The 14,673-nt window shown below is 70.0% G+C and carries 13 protein-coding genes and 1 pseudogene; 9 read left to right on the forward strand and 5 right to left on the reverse strand.

Annotated features, from left to right (window positions below; genetic code table 11):
• Positions 1 to 101: 101 nt before the first annotated feature.
• Both ACZ3H8_RS13095 and ACZ3H8_RS13100 read right to left on the reverse strand, forming a co-directional pair.
• Positions 102 to 1,445: a glycoside hydrolase domain-containing protein gene (locus ACZ3H8_RS13095; protein ID WP_467400907.1), complete on the reverse strand. Its 1,344-nt coding sequence runs from the start codon at positions 1,443 to 1,445 to the stop codon at positions 102 to 104.
• A 244-nt stretch (positions 1,446 to 1,689) separates the two neighbouring features.
• Entirely contained in the window at positions 1,690 to 1,959 is a 270-nt protein-coding gene (locus ACZ3H8_RS13100; protein ID WP_215097884.1) for a hypothetical protein, read from the reverse strand.
• Positions 1,960 to 2,080: 121 nt separating this feature from the next.
• On the opposite strand from ACZ3H8_RS13100, the gene ACZ3H8_RS13105 reads away from it, so the two are divergent.
• The 3 genes and pseudogenes from ACZ3H8_RS13105 (at position 2,081) to ACZ3H8_RS13115 (ending at position 3,623) form a co-directional block, all read left to right on the forward strand.
• The gene (locus ACZ3H8_RS13105) at positions 2,081 to 2,443 is read left to right on the forward strand and encodes an arsenate reductase family protein (protein ID WP_467400911.1); all 363 of its coding nucleotides are present in this window, start codon (positions 2,081 to 2,083) and stop codon (positions 2,441 to 2,443) included.
• 85 nt (positions 2,444 to 2,528) lie between these two features.
• Positions 2,529 to 2,814 (forward strand): annotated as a pseudogene (locus ACZ3H8_RS13110) (PLP-dependent aminotransferase family protein); the annotation flags it as partial.
• 95 nt (positions 2,815 to 2,909) lie between these two features.
• Entirely contained in the window at positions 2,910 to 3,623 is a 714-nt protein-coding gene (locus tag ACZ3H8_RS13115; RefSeq protein ID WP_467400914.1) for a hypothetical protein, read from the forward strand.
• Between the two features lie 71 nt (positions 3,624 to 3,694).
• Here ACZ3H8_RS13115 and ACZ3H8_RS13120 read toward each other — a convergent pair whose 3' ends face one another.
• On the reverse strand, positions 3,695 to 4,609 hold the full coding sequence (locus tag ACZ3H8_RS13120; protein WP_467400916.1) for a Gfo/Idh/MocA family protein: 915 nt from the start codon (positions 4,607 to 4,609) through the stop codon (positions 3,695 to 3,697).
• Between the two features lie 181 nt (positions 4,610 to 4,790).
• Here ACZ3H8_RS13120 and ACZ3H8_RS13125 point away from each other — a divergent pair, with 181 nt between their 5' ends.
• From ACZ3H8_RS13125 to ACZ3H8_RS13145, 5 genes are all read left to right on the forward strand, one after another.
• The gene (locus ACZ3H8_RS13125) at positions 4,791 to 6,212 is read left to right on the forward strand and encodes a hypothetical protein (RefSeq protein ID WP_467400919.1); all 1,422 of its coding nucleotides are present in this window, start codon (positions 4,791 to 4,793) and stop codon (positions 6,210 to 6,212) included.
• Positions 6,209 to 7,348 (forward strand): ARPP-2 domain-containing protein, encoded by a 1,140-nt coding sequence (locus tag ACZ3H8_RS13130; protein WP_467400921.1) that lies wholly within the window; start codon positions 6,209 to 6,211, stop codon positions 7,346 to 7,348. Before ACZ3H8_RS13125 ends, ACZ3H8_RS13130 begins: the two co-directional genes overlap by 4 nt.
• A gap of 70 nt (positions 7,349 to 7,418) precedes the next feature.
• On the forward strand, positions 7,419 to 9,275 hold the full coding sequence (locus ACZ3H8_RS13135) for a TIR domain-containing protein (protein ID WP_467400924.1): 1,857 nt from the start codon (positions 7,419 to 7,421) through the stop codon (positions 9,273 to 9,275).
• Positions 9,276 to 9,405: 130 nt separating this feature from the next.
• Positions 9,406 to 10,425 carry a glutamine synthetase gene (gene glnII / locus ACZ3H8_RS13140; protein ID WP_467400925.1) on the forward strand — a complete coding sequence of 340 codons (1,020 nt, stop codon included), beginning with the start codon at positions 9,406 to 9,408 and terminating at the stop codon, positions 10,423 to 10,425.
• 377 nt (positions 10,426 to 10,802) lie between these two features.
• Positions 10,803 to 11,384: a winged helix-turn-helix domain-containing protein gene (locus ACZ3H8_RS13145; RefSeq protein WP_467400928.1), complete on the forward strand. Its 582-nt coding sequence runs from the start codon at positions 10,803 to 10,805 to the stop codon at positions 11,382 to 11,384.
• A 25-nt stretch (positions 11,385 to 11,409) separates the two neighbouring features.
• Here ACZ3H8_RS13145 and ACZ3H8_RS13150 read toward each other — a convergent pair whose 3' ends face one another.
• Together ACZ3H8_RS13150 and ACZ3H8_RS13155 are read right to left on the reverse strand one after the other, a co-directional pair.
• Positions 11,410 to 12,816: a PepSY-associated TM helix domain-containing protein gene (locus ACZ3H8_RS13150; RefSeq protein ID WP_467400929.1), complete on the reverse strand. Its 1,407-nt coding sequence runs from the start codon at positions 12,814 to 12,816 to the stop codon at positions 11,410 to 11,412.
• 45 nt (positions 12,817 to 12,861) lie between these two features.
• Complete coding sequence (locus ACZ3H8_RS13155) at positions 12,862 to 13,473, reverse strand: hypothetical protein (RefSeq protein WP_467400931.1); 612 nt, start codon at positions 13,471 to 13,473, stop codon at positions 12,862 to 12,864.
• A gap of 107 nt (positions 13,474 to 13,580) precedes the next feature.
• Here ACZ3H8_RS13155 and ACZ3H8_RS13160 point away from each other — a divergent pair, with 107 nt between their 5' ends.
• On the forward strand, positions 13,581 to 14,576 hold the full coding sequence (locus tag ACZ3H8_RS13160) for an SDR family oxidoreductase (protein ID WP_467400934.1): 996 nt from the start codon (positions 13,581 to 13,583) through the stop codon (positions 14,574 to 14,576).
• The last annotated feature ends 97 nt before the right edge of the window (positions 14,577 to 14,673 follow it).

Consider the following 14,673-nt stretch of genomic DNA (forward strand, 5'->3'; position numbering starts at 1 on the left):
GCCGTGATCGCGCCCCGGCGGCCGGCCCCCTGCCGACGCGGGCGGGGCGCGCCCGGCGGCCGGATTGATCGCCGCCGGGCGCGACACCGGACCTGCGTCCGTCAGCAGCGTGGAGCCGGCTTGCTGTAGGTCGTGTTGCTGGGGGTGGCCACGTAGTAGTCCGAGACATAGCGGCCGTTGTCCATCCTGTCCCAGATCTTGCTGGTGCCGACCGCCGAGCCGGCCCGCTGGCAGTACACCCATGCAAGGGACCCGTTGGGCAACGTCCCCACGGCGGCGTACGAGGAGCCGGGGCCGCTGCGCTCGGTGAGCCCGCCGGGGGCGGTGGTCTGGTACGGGTACGTGCAGCGCGGCAGCGGGGCGCTGTAGGTGGCGTTGGACGGGGTGCTGACGTAGTAGTCCGTGACGTACGTGCCGTCGGAGAGCTTGTTCCATACGCGGGTGCTGCCGACGGTGGAACCGGGCGCCTGGCACACCACCTTGAGGGAGGACCCGGGCGCGTACGACTTGGCGACGGGGTAGCCCGTCGATGGACCGGTGCGGGCGTTGAGTGTGGTGGAGCTCGTCGCCGTGTACGTGTACGCCACGGTGGCGACCGGAGCGTCGAGCCGGTCGGTGTCGATGTTGATGGTGACGCCGCCATAGGTCTCGTTGTGGTCGCCCTTGAACTGCTTGGCCCGCTGATGGGAGGCCCACTTGGAGTCGGCGATGTTGGTCCAGCCCTTCAGGGAGTCGACTCCGTCGTAGCGGGCGATCCACAGCGCGTCGGGACGGGCATAGGCGGTGGACGTGTAGACGTCGGAGAGCTGCTTCGCCCCGAGGTTGAGGTTCATGTAGACGCCCGAGACATAGCCGAGCCGGTGCAGCTCTTTCGTCCAGGCGGAGACGTACGACAGCACTGCGGCCTGGCAAGTGGTATCCGTCTGGACGTAGTGCTCGATGTCGTTGTAGAAGGCGCTGCCGGGCTGCATGCCGAGCGCCTTGGCCTTGGCGATGGCGTCGGTGGCCGCCGCCGTGCCCTGGGACCTGGCGGTCGCCGCGACGGAGCTGATCTTGGCGTCGGTGGGCTTGCCGCCGCAGGGCGGTTGCAGGCCCTTGTAGATGGGCAGCAGACGCCACTTCAGCGCCGACACGGACGCGACCCACGACGCGGTCAGTTGCGGCTGGGCGCAGGTGCGGTTGACGCCCCCGATGTACACACCGACGGCGCGGTACGGGGACGCGCTCCACGCCTGGATGGCCGTCAGCGGCGGCGCCGTACAGGTGTCGAAGGCGAGTCCGGAGTAGCGGGTTGCGCCCGCTCCCGCGGGATAGGGGACCACCGTGGCCGGTTCGGCAGCGGCGGGCGGGGCGGAGGCGAGCGTGGTGGCGGCGCTCAGCACTCCGACGGCCGAGAGGACGAGGAATCTGCGAAGGGAACGGAGGGTGCGGTGCGGATGCGACATGTCTGCCCCCCGGGGCGGCTCGAAGCGAGAGGGGGTCAGAATGCCCTATTTCTCACCAACCGCACCCTTGGGCGCGCGGGTTGTTACCAGGGACCGTCAGCTTGTTACGAGGGACCTCTTCAGCGCCTTTGCCAACAGACCCATGACCGCCCGCCGTCAGGACAATGCGGACACGCGAAGACGCAGACATGCGGACACGCGTCCCGCCGCCGTCACCTGAGGTGGCGACGGCGGGACGTGGCGCTCAGCGGCCGTAACGGATCAGTGCCCGCACCATCCGGCACGTCGTGTCCGACGGCGGGTGGATCCCGATGCTCTCCGCCGTCGCTCGTATCTTGCGATTGTCGGCCGTCGCCGGGTGGTAGACGCCCGAGTCGAGCAGGGCGATCGCCAGGCGCATGGCCTTCAGTCGGCGGTTGTGGGAGACGTACCACTCGCGCGGCTGTCCTGCCGGGAGCGGCTTCTTCTTCAGCGGCTGGTACACGGGCTTCGTCATGAGTGTGGCAACGGCCATCGGCAACCTCCTGGCGCGGTGGCGGGACCATCCCGAACTACTGTTCAGTCTACCGGCCGCCACTGACAATCCCCCCTGGCCAGACGGTGTTTGAGGGGCGTGTGAGCGGTACGGTGACGGCATGGAGATCTGGATCAATCCCGCCTGTTCCAAGTGCCGCAGCGCCATCGATCTGCTCGACGAGGAGGGCGCCGCGTACACCGTCCGGCGCTACCTCGACGACGTGCCGAGCGAGGACGAGATCCGGGCCGTCCTCGGGCGGCTCGGGCTGGAGCCGTGGGACATCGCGCGGACGCAGGAAGCCGCGGCGAAGGAGCTCGGGCTCAAGGAGTGGGCGCGGGACGAGGGTTCGCGGGATCAGTGGGTGGCTGCCCTCGCGCAGCACCCCAAGCTGATTCAGCGGCCGATCATCACGGCTGACGACGGTACGGCTGTCGTGGCGCGTACGGATGAGGCCGTACGGGACGCGCTCGGGCGGTCCTAGGACGTCACAGTGAGGTCACCGCTCGTCCGTGCCCAGAGCCTCTCCCCACCCTGCGGATCGGCTGGATGGTGCTGCCCGAGCAGCTCGTCGGGACGCCATCGTGATGACCGTCCTGGCGGAGCGGGCTCCGCAGGTGCGGGTGACCGGGATCGCGGCGGGGCTGCATGCCGTGCTCCAACTCCCGCCCGGGGACCGAGCGTGCCGTGGTGAATGCCGCGGCCTGGCAGGGACTGGCGGTGGAGGGGCTGGCCGACTACCGCCACCCGGACTTTCCGGCGGACGGACGCGACGGGCTGGTCGTCGGATACGCGACGCCGCCCGAGCACACCTACGGCGGGGCGCTGGACGCTCTCTGCCGCTCGCTGCCTTAAGAAAAGTTAAGGATGTTGTAGGTGGGGCGGCTGAGAAAGCCGGGATTCCTACTCGTACGTAACGGCACACGGAACCGACCCGACAGGAGTCCCACGTGTCCCGCAAGAAGACCCTCAGCCCGAAGAAGAAGATCGCTCTGCTCGTCGGCGCCGCCGTCGCAATCGGCGGTACGGCAGTGGCGATGACCGGCACCAGCCAGGCGTCGGTAGCCTGCGACGGACTGGTCACCGCCCTGCAGAACAACGAGAACTTCATCGCCGGCCAGCGTGCGAATCCGGATGCGCAGTCCGAGGCGCGGATCGCCAACCGGCAGGCTGTAATCGAGGAGATCAAGCGGAAGCAGGCGGCTTCCGGGTGCGAAGTCGGAGGGGGTGGGGGCGAGGCCGCTCCTCCCGCCGAGCAGCCCCCGGCCGAAGGGCAGCCCCCGGCTGAAGAGCAGCCGCCGGCCGAGGGACAGCCGCCCGCCGACCCGCCCGCGGAGGAGCAGCCGCCCGCAGAAGAGCAGCCGCCGGCCGGCGACCAGGGCGGCAACGGTCAAGGCGGCGACCAGGGCGCCGGCGGCGAAGTCGTCTGCGCGGGCTCGACCGTGACCCTGTCCGGTGAGGGCGGCGCGCCCGCCGCATCCAGCAACCAGTTCCCGGTCGGCACCACCCTCAAGGTGACCAATCTCGACAACAGCAAGTCCACGACCGTCAAGGTCGCCTCCGTCTCCGGCAGCTGCGCCCTGCTGAACAACGCGGCCTTCGAGCAGGTCCGCGAGCCCGGCAAGTTCCTGATCCGCAAGGCGCGGATCGAACGCGTCGGCTGATCCCTGACGGAAATCAGGACGGTGCCGTTCTCCACCTTCATGGCGACGGCACCGTCCTGGCCCGCTCCCTGCTAGCCGCGCTGCAGAAGCTCGGCCTCCGCCTCAGCGAGGATTTCGGTCAGCCGCAGCCCGAACCGTACGTCGCAGTCGTGCGCCCGCCCCGTTCGCGCCGACTCCAGCAGCGCGTCCACCGCCGCCCCGAACGAGCGCACCGCGTCGCCCCGCTGTGGCATCGCGGCCGTCCCATGATCGCCGATGAGCTCGATGCTCGCGCCCGCCGCCTTCACCGGCGCGCTCAGGCTCAGCGTCGCCGTGCTCGACGCCCCCGAGGTGTGCCGCAGCACCAGATGCGCGGTGTCCACCGGGCCACGCGCCGCCGTCACCGCCGTCACATCGCCCAGCACCGGGATCAGTACGGACAGCACATGCGGACCGACATCCCACAGCCCGCCCTTCTCACGCCGCCACGGCGACGCGGCGTACGGGCTGTCCTGGCCGGGCGCGTACAGCGAGCCGAGCCACTGCGCGTGGGCCGTGAACCAACCGTCCACCGCGGCCTGTTCAGCGATCCAGGGCACCGTGTCCGCGGCGAAGCGCAGCGTGCAGAAGACCACAGAGGCGACCCCGGCGCGCTCCGCCGCCAAGGCCGTCTCCCGCGCCGCCGCCACACTCGTCGCGACCGGCTTGTCCAGCAGAAGGTGGCAGCCGGCCGCGGCCGCCCTGGCCGCGAGCGGCGCCTGGACGTCCGGCGGCAGCGCGAAGGCGACCGCGTCACAGGCGGCGAAGAGAGCGTCGACGCCGTCCTCGCCGGAGTAGGCCGTCGTGCCGTACGCGGCGGCGAGGGCGGCGCCCGCCTCGGGCCGCCTGGCCCACACTCCGGCGAAGTCGACATCAGGGTGGGCGGCGAGCGCGGGTGCCTGGGTGCGCTCCGCCCAGGGGCCGGCGCCGAGGAGTCCGACACGCAGCTGCTTCGCGGGCTTCGTCATACCGCCCAGTGTGCCAACCGCGGAAAAATCCCGGGTAACGCAAAGCCAACGGTGTTACGTTTTTCGCCAGCCGGCCGCGGGACTCCGGTGCGACTTCCGGGACTTGCTTGTGACGCAGTGATTTCGCTGATCGCGCCCCCATTCCCCGGCCGGCTTCCGTGTGTGTACGCAGGGGGAATCAATGGCGGAGACCTACGCCGACCTGATCGCGGCCGAGGACGTGCTCCTCTTCGTGAACGCCGCCGTCACGGCGACCGGACAGCGCGAATTCCGCTCGCAGGCGTATGAGCAGCGGCTGTCGCTCTCCTTCCTGCATGAGTATGTACGGGTCAATTACCGTTCCGTGTACGCGTCTTCGCTCGCCCTCGACATCAACGACCACAACGCCGCGCGGATCGTGGAGCAGCTGCTGCGCACTGCGGGCGATGCGAGCGCAGAGCAGAAGCGGGCGGAGGGGCTGCTGATCGCGGCCCGGCTTGCCATGCTGCCGCCGCAGCGCGTCTACCGGCTGTTCCGTACGCTGCGCGCCGCCAAGGTGAACAACCGCCGTACGCGCGCGATCCTGCGCGACTGGCTGGCGGCGCGGCCGGACCTCGGCCATGACGCGGTGAAGTACCGCAGCGGGCTGAAGACCGCGGCTCGGCACGCCCATCTCTCCTTTGGCGAGGGCGAGTTCGGCAAGGGCGAGTTCGGCGACTTCCTGTTCCGGCCCGGCAAGCGCGTGCGCTATGACCACGGCTTCCTGGAGGCGTACCGCCGCGCCCACTTCGAGCAGAGCGCGGTCTACGAGCTGCCGTTCACCGTCGCCGAGGGCTTCGCGGCGAAGCACGGCATCGCGCGCGAGGCGTTCCTGGAGCGGATCGCGCCGCGGATGACCCGTCTTGAGCGGCTGCGTACGCAGTCGGCCGGGACGCGAACCGAGCTGAGCGTCATGCCGCTCACCCGCCTCGCCCTGTATGTCCTCTCGCTCGAGCGTGCGGAGCGGCTGCGGCGGCGGGCCGAGCTGACCGGCGCGCTGCGGGCCGCGGCGCTGCGTGCCGCGGGGCCGTACGCCGGGACGTGGGGGCGGGTCGCGGCCGTGCTGGACGACAGCTATTCCTCGTCCGGCTCGGGCGTCAAGCGCCGCCGTCCGCTCGCGGTCGCGCTCGGCTGCCACTTCCTGCTGGAGGCGCTGGCCGGTTCGTACCGCGCGCACTGGACTTCGGGTTCGGCCGATCCGCTGCTGGTGCGGCCGTGGGGGCCGACTCCGCTCGGCACCCGGATTCTGGACGCCCTGGAGCACTCCCCCGAGCGGCTGGTGATCGTCTCGGACGGCTGGGACAACGCGCCGCCGGGACTGGCCGGCGAGGTGCTGCGGGTCTGGCGCACCAGGCTCGACCCCGACCGGAGCACAAGTGTCGTGCATGTGAACCCTGTATACGACGCGGACGGCTTCGATGTGCGCCGCCTCGCGCCGAGTGTGCCGACGGCCGGCATCCGCGACGCGGAGGATCTGGCGGCGCTGGTGGAGATAGCGCAGTTCGCGGAGGGCCGTACCGGCCTGCCGGAGCTGCAGGCGTATCTCGACCGCCGTACGGAGCGGTTCCTTCAGGGGGCGTCGTGAACAAGCTGGACATGACCGGGCTTACGACCATGCCCGCCCAGGTGTGGGGCGGCATCCGGCTCGTGCCGCTGGTGCGCGATCAGCCGGTGGACGGGCTGCGGCTGCGTCACGAGATCTACGGCGCCGGCTACGGCGAGGTCGATCTCGGCTCTCGTGCGCATTACCTCTCCTACATTCCGCACGGCTTCGTCGCGGACTGGTCGGGCGACGGCGGTCAGTCGGCCGCGTACGGAACGCAGCTGGGCGATCAGCCGCCCGCCTGTGTACCGGTACGCCGTCACCACCGGCTGGCCAAGCGCCGCTCCACCAAGGGGGTCGCCGAGAACCGGCTGCGTTTCCTGCCCCTCCATCTGGCGCTGGAGGGCTATCTGGCACTGCACTTCGGCGGCCCGTCCATCGTCTGGGACGAGTGGTCCCAGCAGGCGCTGCGCCAGGGCCTGTCGCCGCGCGCCGAGGACACGTACGCCGGATGGCAGGTGCGCGGCCTCGGGGAAGCGCTGCGGATCTTCGAGATCCACCCCGGTCAGTGCGGAGTGCTGGTGTACGCCGCCGACTCGCTCGCCGCGGCCTTCGTCGTACCGCATCCGGCCGACTACCGCGCCCTGCACCCGTCCCTGATCGAGGATCTGTACGGGGAACTGGTCCACCAGTACGCCTTCTTCGGCGGCCCGGTGCCGGACTTCGAGGCGCGCATCCGCGATGGCGGGCACCTGAAGACGCTCGCCGACCTTCGGGCCGCGGCCCGGGCGCAGGAACGCGCGTGGGCCGAGAACCACGACACGCTGCTGGCGGCCCGGCTGCTCGACGCGTCGTACTCCTTCGAGCGGGTCTACGCGATGAGCTCGTTCAGCCTGTGGCGCTTCCTGCCGCCCTTCAGGCGCGGGGAGTCCGAACAGCACATCGGCGAGGCGATCACCGACCACAAGGGCCGCGTCGCCTATCTCAAGACCTTCCGGCTCTCCGAGGCGCAGATCCGGCGCGGCCATCTGCTGAACCGGCTGCACGACCACGACTGGCATCTGGGCCGGACTGCCGAGGCGCTGGGCACGAGCTACGCCGATCTTGTCCGCCGGATCCGTTCAGCGGGCTTCGAGTCCCTGCTCAAGCAGGGGGTCGAGCGGATGGCCAGCGACTAAACTCCGGGCACCACGGGGGGCGGCGCGGCCGGGCGACGCCCGCGGCAGGTGAGCGGCAGGAGCAGCCCGCATGACGCGCGTGTTCATAGCTTCGTCCACGGAGGGCCGGCCGTATGCGCAGGCGGTGGCGGCCGTGCTGGCGCGGCAGGGCGTGGAGCCGATGCTGTGGTGGAGCCAGCAGTGTTTCCCACCGGGGGCGACGCTGCTGGACTCGTTATTACGGCTGCTCAACGAGGCCGACGGGGCGCTGATCATCGCCACACCCGACGACCGGACCACCCGGCGCGGCGAGACCCTCTACTCTCCGGCGGGCAATGTGCTGCTGGAGTACGGGCTGTTCACCGGCCGGCTGGGGCAGGCGCGGGTGGCGATCGTGACGGTGGCCGATCCGGATCTGCCGTCGGATCTGGGCGAGGTGGTGCATCTGCGGCTTGCGTCGCCGACGTCCTTCCAGGATCTCTCGATGTACGAGTCGGTGGAGATGGAGCCGAAAATCGTGCCCTGGCTGCGCAGCCTGGACGCGGCCAGCAGCAACGGGGCGAGGATCGCCGGGCTGCTCAGCCGGCTCGCGCCGGCGGCCAAACCGCGGGACCGGGTGCGGCTGAAGGCGCGGGTGCTGTGCGACCAGCTCGACTCGCGGGCTTTTCCCAGGCTTCCCGAGCCGCTGGTCCTCGACATCCTGTGTCGGTACGCGCTCTCCTACGGGCACGAAGAACAAGTCGGACATACCGTGAAGACACCGGTCGCCGGCTATCTCGATCTGACCCGGGTGACGCCGGAATCCCTTGACCAGCGGGTACTTGCGGGCCACCTGGCCTACCATGTGGCCGAACTGGTCAACCGTAAGGTAATGCGACCGACACTGCTTGCCGTATCGAAAGTGGCGGCCATCGGTATTTTGAGCGCGGTGGCCGACTTGCTACCCTTCCCTGCCGTCTATGTAAGCCCTTACGGGCCGAACCATGACAATCCTGTGGAGGGCTTTTACGAGAAGGGCGACCGTGTCGTCCTGTTGCACGATGTGGCACTGAGTGGACATCATCTGGTCGATTGCATGACCGCCCTCAGGTCCGCAGGCATGAATGCCAGGCATATTGTTGCATTCGCCGAGCACGACGGTGGGAAAGAGACTCTCGACTCATTGCTCGCAGAAAACGGGATCATGATGCACACCGCCGTGAAGTTCACGCCAGGCACCGGACACCACCCGCAGGCGGTGGAGACGATCCAGCCCTTGGGCATCACCGGTCCGCCGGAACCTGCCGACGCCCCGCAGTGCCTGCTGTGCGATGTGCTCAATGACGCCGAAACCACCGCCTTCCGCAGCCTGTTCGGCCGCGAGGAACTGGCCTCCGACGTACTGACACGGGCGAACGGTTTCGTGGTCGTCGCGGATGTCGCACCGCTGACCCGCGGGCATGTGCTCATCGTGCCCGACGAGCACGCGCTGTCGATGGCGGACCTCTCCCCGGCGGCTCTCGCGGAACTGGAAATGCTGCGCAGGCGCGTCGTGTCGGTCATTCGCGAAGGCTATGGATCGGAAGTCGTCGCTTTCGAGCACGGATTGTGCGACCCGAATCTGAGTTCCGCCTGCGGAATCGACCATGCGCATCTCCATGTCTTACCCCTGGACGCACCGGTCGCGCCGTTCTTCCGGAACAGCTTCGAATGCCGCGAAATCGGATCCCTGTCAGAGCTGCCGCAGGTGAACGAGGCACGTCAGGAATACCTTCTGCTCATCGACCAGCAGGGCGCGCACCATTTCGCGACGGCGCAGGTACCGACGAGTCAGTTCTTCCGCAAGATGGTCGCCGATATCAGCGGCGAGCTGCTGTGGAAATGGAACGACAAATTTCTTCTGGGCGACCGGGAAGAGACCCGCTCCAGGATTCGGGAGCTGCACCACGTGTTCGGCGCGGCGGGCTGACCGGCCTCACGACCCCGGCAGGGCCGTCACCGGCCCGGCGTAACGCGGGGTTCACAAACGGGCAACGGCCGGGAAATCACGGATTGCGAAGCTGCGCGGCATACCGCTGCACCCGCAAAGGATGAGGCCCGTGACCTTCAAGGCTGAGTACATCTGGATCGACGGCACCGAGCCGACCGCCAAACTTCGCTCGAAAACGAAGATACTGACGGATGGTGCCGAGCTGCCCATCTGGGGCTTCGACGGATCCAGCACCAACCAGGCCGAGGGCCACGCGTCCGACCGCGTTCTCAAGCCGGTCTTCTCCTGTCCGGACCCGATCCGCGGCGGCAACGACCTCCTCGTCATGTGCGAGGTCCTCAACACGGACATGACCCCGCACGAGTCCAACACGCGTGCCGCGCTCGCCGAGGTCGCCGAGAAGTTCGCCGCGCAGGAGCCGATCTTCGGCATCGAGCAGGAGTACACCTTCTTCAAGGGCGCCCGCCCCCTCGGCTTCCCCGAGAGCGGCTTCCCGGCCGCGCAGGGCGGCTACTACTGCGGCGTCGGCGCGGACGAGATCTTCGGCCGTGACATCGTCGAGGCGCACCTGGAGAACTGCCTCAAGGCGGGCCTCGGCATCTCCGGCATCAACGCCGAGGTCATGCCGGGCCAGTGGGAGTTCCAGGTCGGCCCGCTCGCCCCGCTGGAGGTCTCCGACCAGCTGTGGGTCGCGCGCTGGCTGCTCTACCGCACCGCCGAGGACTTCCAGGTCTCCGCGACGCTCGACCCCAAGCCGGTGAAGGGCGACTGGAACGGCGCGGGCGCGCACACCAACTTCTCGACCAAGGCGATGCGCGAGGGCTACGACGCGATCATCACCGCCAGCGAGTCGCTCGGCGAGGGCTCCAAGCCGCTCGACCACGTCAAGAACTACGGCGCGGGCATCGACGACCGGCTGACCGGTCTGCACGAGACCGCCCCGTGGAACGAGTACAGCTACGGCGTCTCCGACCGCGGCGCCTCGGTCCGTATCCCGTGGCAGGTCGAGCAGGACGGCAAGGGCTACATCGAGGACCGCCGTCCGAACGCCAACGTCGACCCGTACGTGGTGACGCGGCTGCTCGTCGACACCTGCTGCACCGCACTGGAGAAGGCCGGCCAGGTCTGATCCCCACAGTAAGCACGAAAGGGCGCCCACCGGTCCGGCCGGTGGGCGCTTTTTTTGGCGTGTGTCGCGCCAAAGGACCGTCAGGCAGGCTTTCAGAGAGGCTTTCGAAAATGCCCGGCAACGTGCGGAACGCCACTGCTGCCGCGCGACGCCATCTGGTTCAATAGGGGCATGGCCAGCTTCCAGCACATCGCGACAGGTCGCAGCGACCTTGAGCCGTTCTGGCCGTCCCGGCAGCACCATGACTTCGACCGGGTGTGTTGCCGCGCGGTGAACGCGCAGGCCCTCTAAAGCCGCTCACCCCGGTCTTCGGCCAGCGCGCACGACGTCCGTCCTACCGACTCGACGACTCCTCCGCGCGAAAGAGCTGAGCCCTCATGGCGAACTCCCGTTCCTTCTCCGCCGTATCCGCTGCGACCGCCCTCAACCCCAAACCCGTGAATCCGGGCCGCCACCGGCTGCGTGCCGTCGACCGCGACGACATCGTCGCGCCGGGCAGCCTCGTCGATGTGGCGGACTTCCTGCCGCCGGGGGCCACCTGGCTGCCCGCACCCCGGCACACCCTGCCCACCCTGCCCGGCCAGCCGCCGATGGTCGGCTACCTCGTCCTCGTACCGGCCGATCAGCAGCGGTCCCCGCTGGTGCCGTCGGCAGCTCCGGTCGAAGGCGCGGAGGGTGCGGGTCCGGTGACGATCGACAGCTCCCAGCGCACCGCCCACGTGGACGGGCGGACGCTGGATCTGACCTACCTCGAGTTCGAGCTGCTGGCGCATCTGGTGGCGCACCCCCACCGGGTGCACACCCGCGACCAGTTGGTGACCACCGTGTGGGGCTACGGGCATGTGGGCGACGGCCGGACGGTCGATGTCCATGTGGCCCGGCTGCGCCGCAAACTGGGCGCCGAGCACCGCCGCACGATCCAGACCGTGCGGCGGGTCGGCTACAAGTACGCTCCGTGAGCTGAGCGCTGGGCCCGGTTTCCCGCTAGGCGCGGGACCGGGCCCTCGCCACGCCCGCCATTGCGAGGTCGACCACCAGGAAGACCAGCAGGCTGATGCCCAGCATCGGGACGAACCAGCCGATCGCCGCGGTCACGGCGGCGAGCGGCAGGAGCAGGGTGATCGGCGCCTTGCGCCACGCGCCGCGCGGCATCGCGCGGCCCGCGCTCAGCTTCCGTTCCTTCGTGGGCCTGCGCAGCCACCACATCCGGTAGCCCCACAGGATCAGCAGGATGAGGGCCAGCGCGAGTGCGGCCAGGGCCAGTTGGTTGACCAGGCCGAGGAAGACGCCGGTGTGGGCGTCGATGCCGAAGCGGGTCAGCTTGGCGAGCAGCGGGTAGTCGGCGAACCGCAGCTCGTCGATGACCTTGCCGTCCTTCGGGTCGACCGCCACCGAATCGAGATGGACCGGGAACGTGGTGTCGGTCTCCTTGACGATGTAGCCGCTGCCCTCGGCGGGCAGGACGACCGACATCTTTCCGTCGATGCCGGCGGCACGGGCCGATGCGAGTGCCTTGTCCACGCCGACGTCGGCACCCTGGTGGGCTCCTGTTTGTCCGCTGCCGTGGCCCTCGTGGCCGCCGTCGGTGCCGCCGCCTTCGAGGGTCGCGGAGACGGTGGGCGTGGCCCCGCCGAGCTGGTCCTGAACCGCGCCGATGTTCTCGCCCGCGTACCGCGACCAGGTCAGTCCGGTGGCGGAGAGCAGGACGAGTCCGGTCACCGCCCACAGGCCGACCGAGCCGTGCCAGGAGAGCGTCCTGCGGCGGCCCTTGACGCCGCGCTCGGGGACGAACAGGGCGCGCTTCGCGGTGCGCCGTCGGCTGAGCCAGAGCAGCAGGCCGCCGAGGGCGACGACCCACAGCCAGCTGGCGGCCAGCTCGCTGTAGTTGCGGCCGAGGTCACCCAGGTGCAGATCGCGGTGGAGCTCGTCGAGCCAGGTGCGCAGCGGGAGGGCGCCCGAGCCGCCGAAGGAGGTCAGCTCGCCGCGTACGTCTGCGGTGTACGGGTCGACGAAGACGGCGAGGGACTTGCCCTCCTCGACGTCGGGGGTGGTCATCAGTACGCGGGTGGTCGCGCCGTCTTCGTACGACGGCCAGACGGCGGTCACCGTGCCGTCCGGGTGGGCCGTGCGGGCGGCGTCGAGCTGGGCGGAGAGCGGGACGGCGCGGTCGCCGACGGGGACGGTCAGCTCATCGCTGTAGAGGATCTTCTCTGCCTGGAAGGAGAGGGAGTAGAGCAGTCCGCTGGTCGCGGCGATGAGCAGGAGAGGGGCGATGAGCAGCCCTGCGTAGAAGTGCATACGCAGGACGAGGGGCCGCAGTGCGCTCCAGGTGGAGCCTGGCGGGGTCGTTGTCTCGGATTCGTCGGTCTGCGTGGGGACGTCAATGGCCATGGTGATCCTAGGGAGTTGACGCTGACATGGGGGACGGGCCCCAGGTCAGGCGGCTGCTCCGGGGGCCGTGGCGAGGGTTGCGTGGGACGCGGGCGGGCCGCGCCGGGTCAGCGCGTGCGCGAGGTGTACGCCGTGCAGGCGCCGGGGCCGCGGGCTCTGCGGGACCGGGCGCGGGGCTGCGGGCAGCCGGACGAGAGTGAGCAGCAGGCGCAGCGGGGTGAAGGCGAGGTGCCCGACGGCGTGGGCGAGCCTGAAGAAGGCGGCCTCGCCGCGGGCCAGCCAGAGCGCGCAGACGGCGGCGGCGACGAGGTGGGCGGCGAGCATGCCGGCGTCCACGTCCATGGGTCCCGCGGCTGTGGTGGCGGGCTCGGCGTGATCGTGGCGCCGGGACGGATGTCCGCCGGCTCCGGAGAAAATCAGATGCAGGGCGCCCTGGACGGCGAGGAGGCCGGTGCCGATGGCGGGGAGACCGCGGCGTCGTCCACCGGCGAACCAGCCGACGGCCGTGGTCGCGGCGAAGGCAGTGAGCAGCGCCGGTATGGGGATGTCATGCGCAGAGATGAACGAATGCCCCGTGGCGGCCAGTGCGATGCACACCGCCGCGAAGAGTGCGGCCCGCAGGGCGCGTATCGGCGACCGGGCATCCGTCATTGTCATGGTCTGCACATGCTGTCATCCCGTGCGGCGGTTGCTGGAGGGGGTCGCCTTCCGCGGGCAGCGGAATCCCTGTGCCTGGCCCCTCCTTACCAGGCAGAGTCGCCGTTATGAGACTTCTGATACTGGGGGGAACGGAGTTCGTCGGCCGTGCGGTTGTCGAGTCGGCGCTGGGGCGTGGCTGGGAGGTCACGGTCTTCCACCGCGGGCGGCACGAGGCGCCCGCCGACGTCACCACACTGCTCGGCGACCGGACCGCGCCGGACGGGCTTGCGGCGCTGGCCGATGGGGAGTGGGACGTCGTCGTCGACACATGGTCGGCCGCGCCGTCCGTCGTACGCGACGCGGCGCGGCTGTTGGCGGGGCGGGTCGGTCGCTATGTCTATGTGTCGAGCTGTTCGGTGTACGCCTGGCCCCCGGCGCTCGGCCACGACGAGACCAGCCCGGTGGTGGAGGGCTCGCCCGACGCGGGCGAGGTGCCGTACGCGGAGGCCAAGCGGGGCGGTGAGTTGGCCGCGCTCGACGCGTTCGGCGACGACCGCGCGCTGCTGGTGCGCGCGGGCCTGATCATCGGCCCCTGGGAGAACATCGGCCGCCTGCCGTGGTGGCTGCGCCGGATCGCCCGCGGCGGCGCTGTGCTCGCGCCGGGTCCGCGGGACACGCCGCTGCAGTACATCGACGTACGCGACCTCGCGGAGTGGGTCGTACTGGCGGCGGAGCGGGGCCTGAGCGGCCCGTACAACGTGGTGAGCGAGCCGGGGCACACGACGATGGGCGACCTGCTGGAGGCCTGCGCGAGGGCCACGGGCTCGTCGGCGGAGCTCCGCTGGACGCCGCCGGAGGTGATTCTGGCGGCGGGCATCGAGCCCTGGACGGATCTCCCGATCTGGATCCCGCGGGCGGAACAGCCGGAACTCCACAACGCGATCCACGGTGTGAGCGTCGGCAAGGCGCTTGCGGGGGGTCTGAGTTGCCGCCCGGTCGCGTCGACGGTGACGGACACGTGGGGCTGGCTCGAGTCCATCGACGGGGCGCCGCCGCAGCGGGTGGACCGTCCGGTGGTGGGGCTGGCGCCTGAGGTGGAGGCGGGCGTGCTGGGCGGCTGAGCGGGGCGCCTGCGGCGGGCTTGTTCCCCACCCCGCCCCTTCCCGTAACTGGGGCTCCGCCCCAGACCCCGTACGGCCTTCGGCCGCGTCCTCAATC

The sequence above is a fragment of the Streptomyces sp. NPDC002868 genome, from assembly GCF_055563295.1.

What these genes read in the sequence shown, in the direction of transcription:
- ACZ3H8_RS13095 (WP_467400907.1), bottom strand. Translation starts at nt 1,445, where the DNA reads ATGTCGCATCCGCACCGCACCCTCCGTTCCCTTCGCAGATTCCTCGTC.
- ACZ3H8_RS13100 (WP_215097884.1), bottom strand. Translation starts at nt 1,959, where the DNA reads ATGGCCGTTGCCACACTCATGACGAAGCCCGTGTACCAGCCGCTGAAG.
- ACZ3H8_RS13105 (WP_467400911.1), top strand. Translation starts at nt 2,081, where the DNA reads ATGGAGATCTGGATCAATCCCGCCTGTTCCAAGTGCCGCAGCGCCATC.
- ACZ3H8_RS13120 (WP_467400916.1), bottom strand. Translation starts at nt 4,609, where the DNA reads ATGACGAAGCCCGCGAAGCAGCTGCGTGTCGGACTCCTCGGCGCCGGC.
- ACZ3H8_RS13125 (WP_467400919.1), top strand. Translation starts at nt 4,791, where the DNA reads ATGGCGGAGACCTACGCCGACCTGATCGCGGCCGAGGACGTGCTCCTC.
- ACZ3H8_RS13135 (WP_467400924.1), top strand. Translation starts at nt 7,419, where the DNA reads ATGACGCGCGTGTTCATAGCTTCGTCCACGGAGGGCCGGCCGTATGCG.
- ACZ3H8_RS13145 (WP_467400928.1), top strand. Translation starts at nt 10,803, where the DNA reads ATGGCGAACTCCCGTTCCTTCTCCGCCGTATCCGCTGCGACCGCCCTC.
- ACZ3H8_RS13150 (WP_467400929.1), bottom strand. Translation starts at nt 12,816, where the DNA reads ATGGCCATTGACGTCCCCACGCAGACCGACGAATCCGAGACAACGACC.
- ACZ3H8_RS13155 (WP_467400931.1), bottom strand. Translation starts at nt 13,473, where the DNA reads ATGACAATGACGGATGCCCGGTCGCCGATACGCGCCCTGCGGGCCGCA.
- ACZ3H8_RS13160 (WP_467400934.1), top strand. Translation starts at nt 13,581, where the DNA reads ATGAGACTTCTGATACTGGGGGGAACGGAGTTCGTCGGCCGTGCGGTT.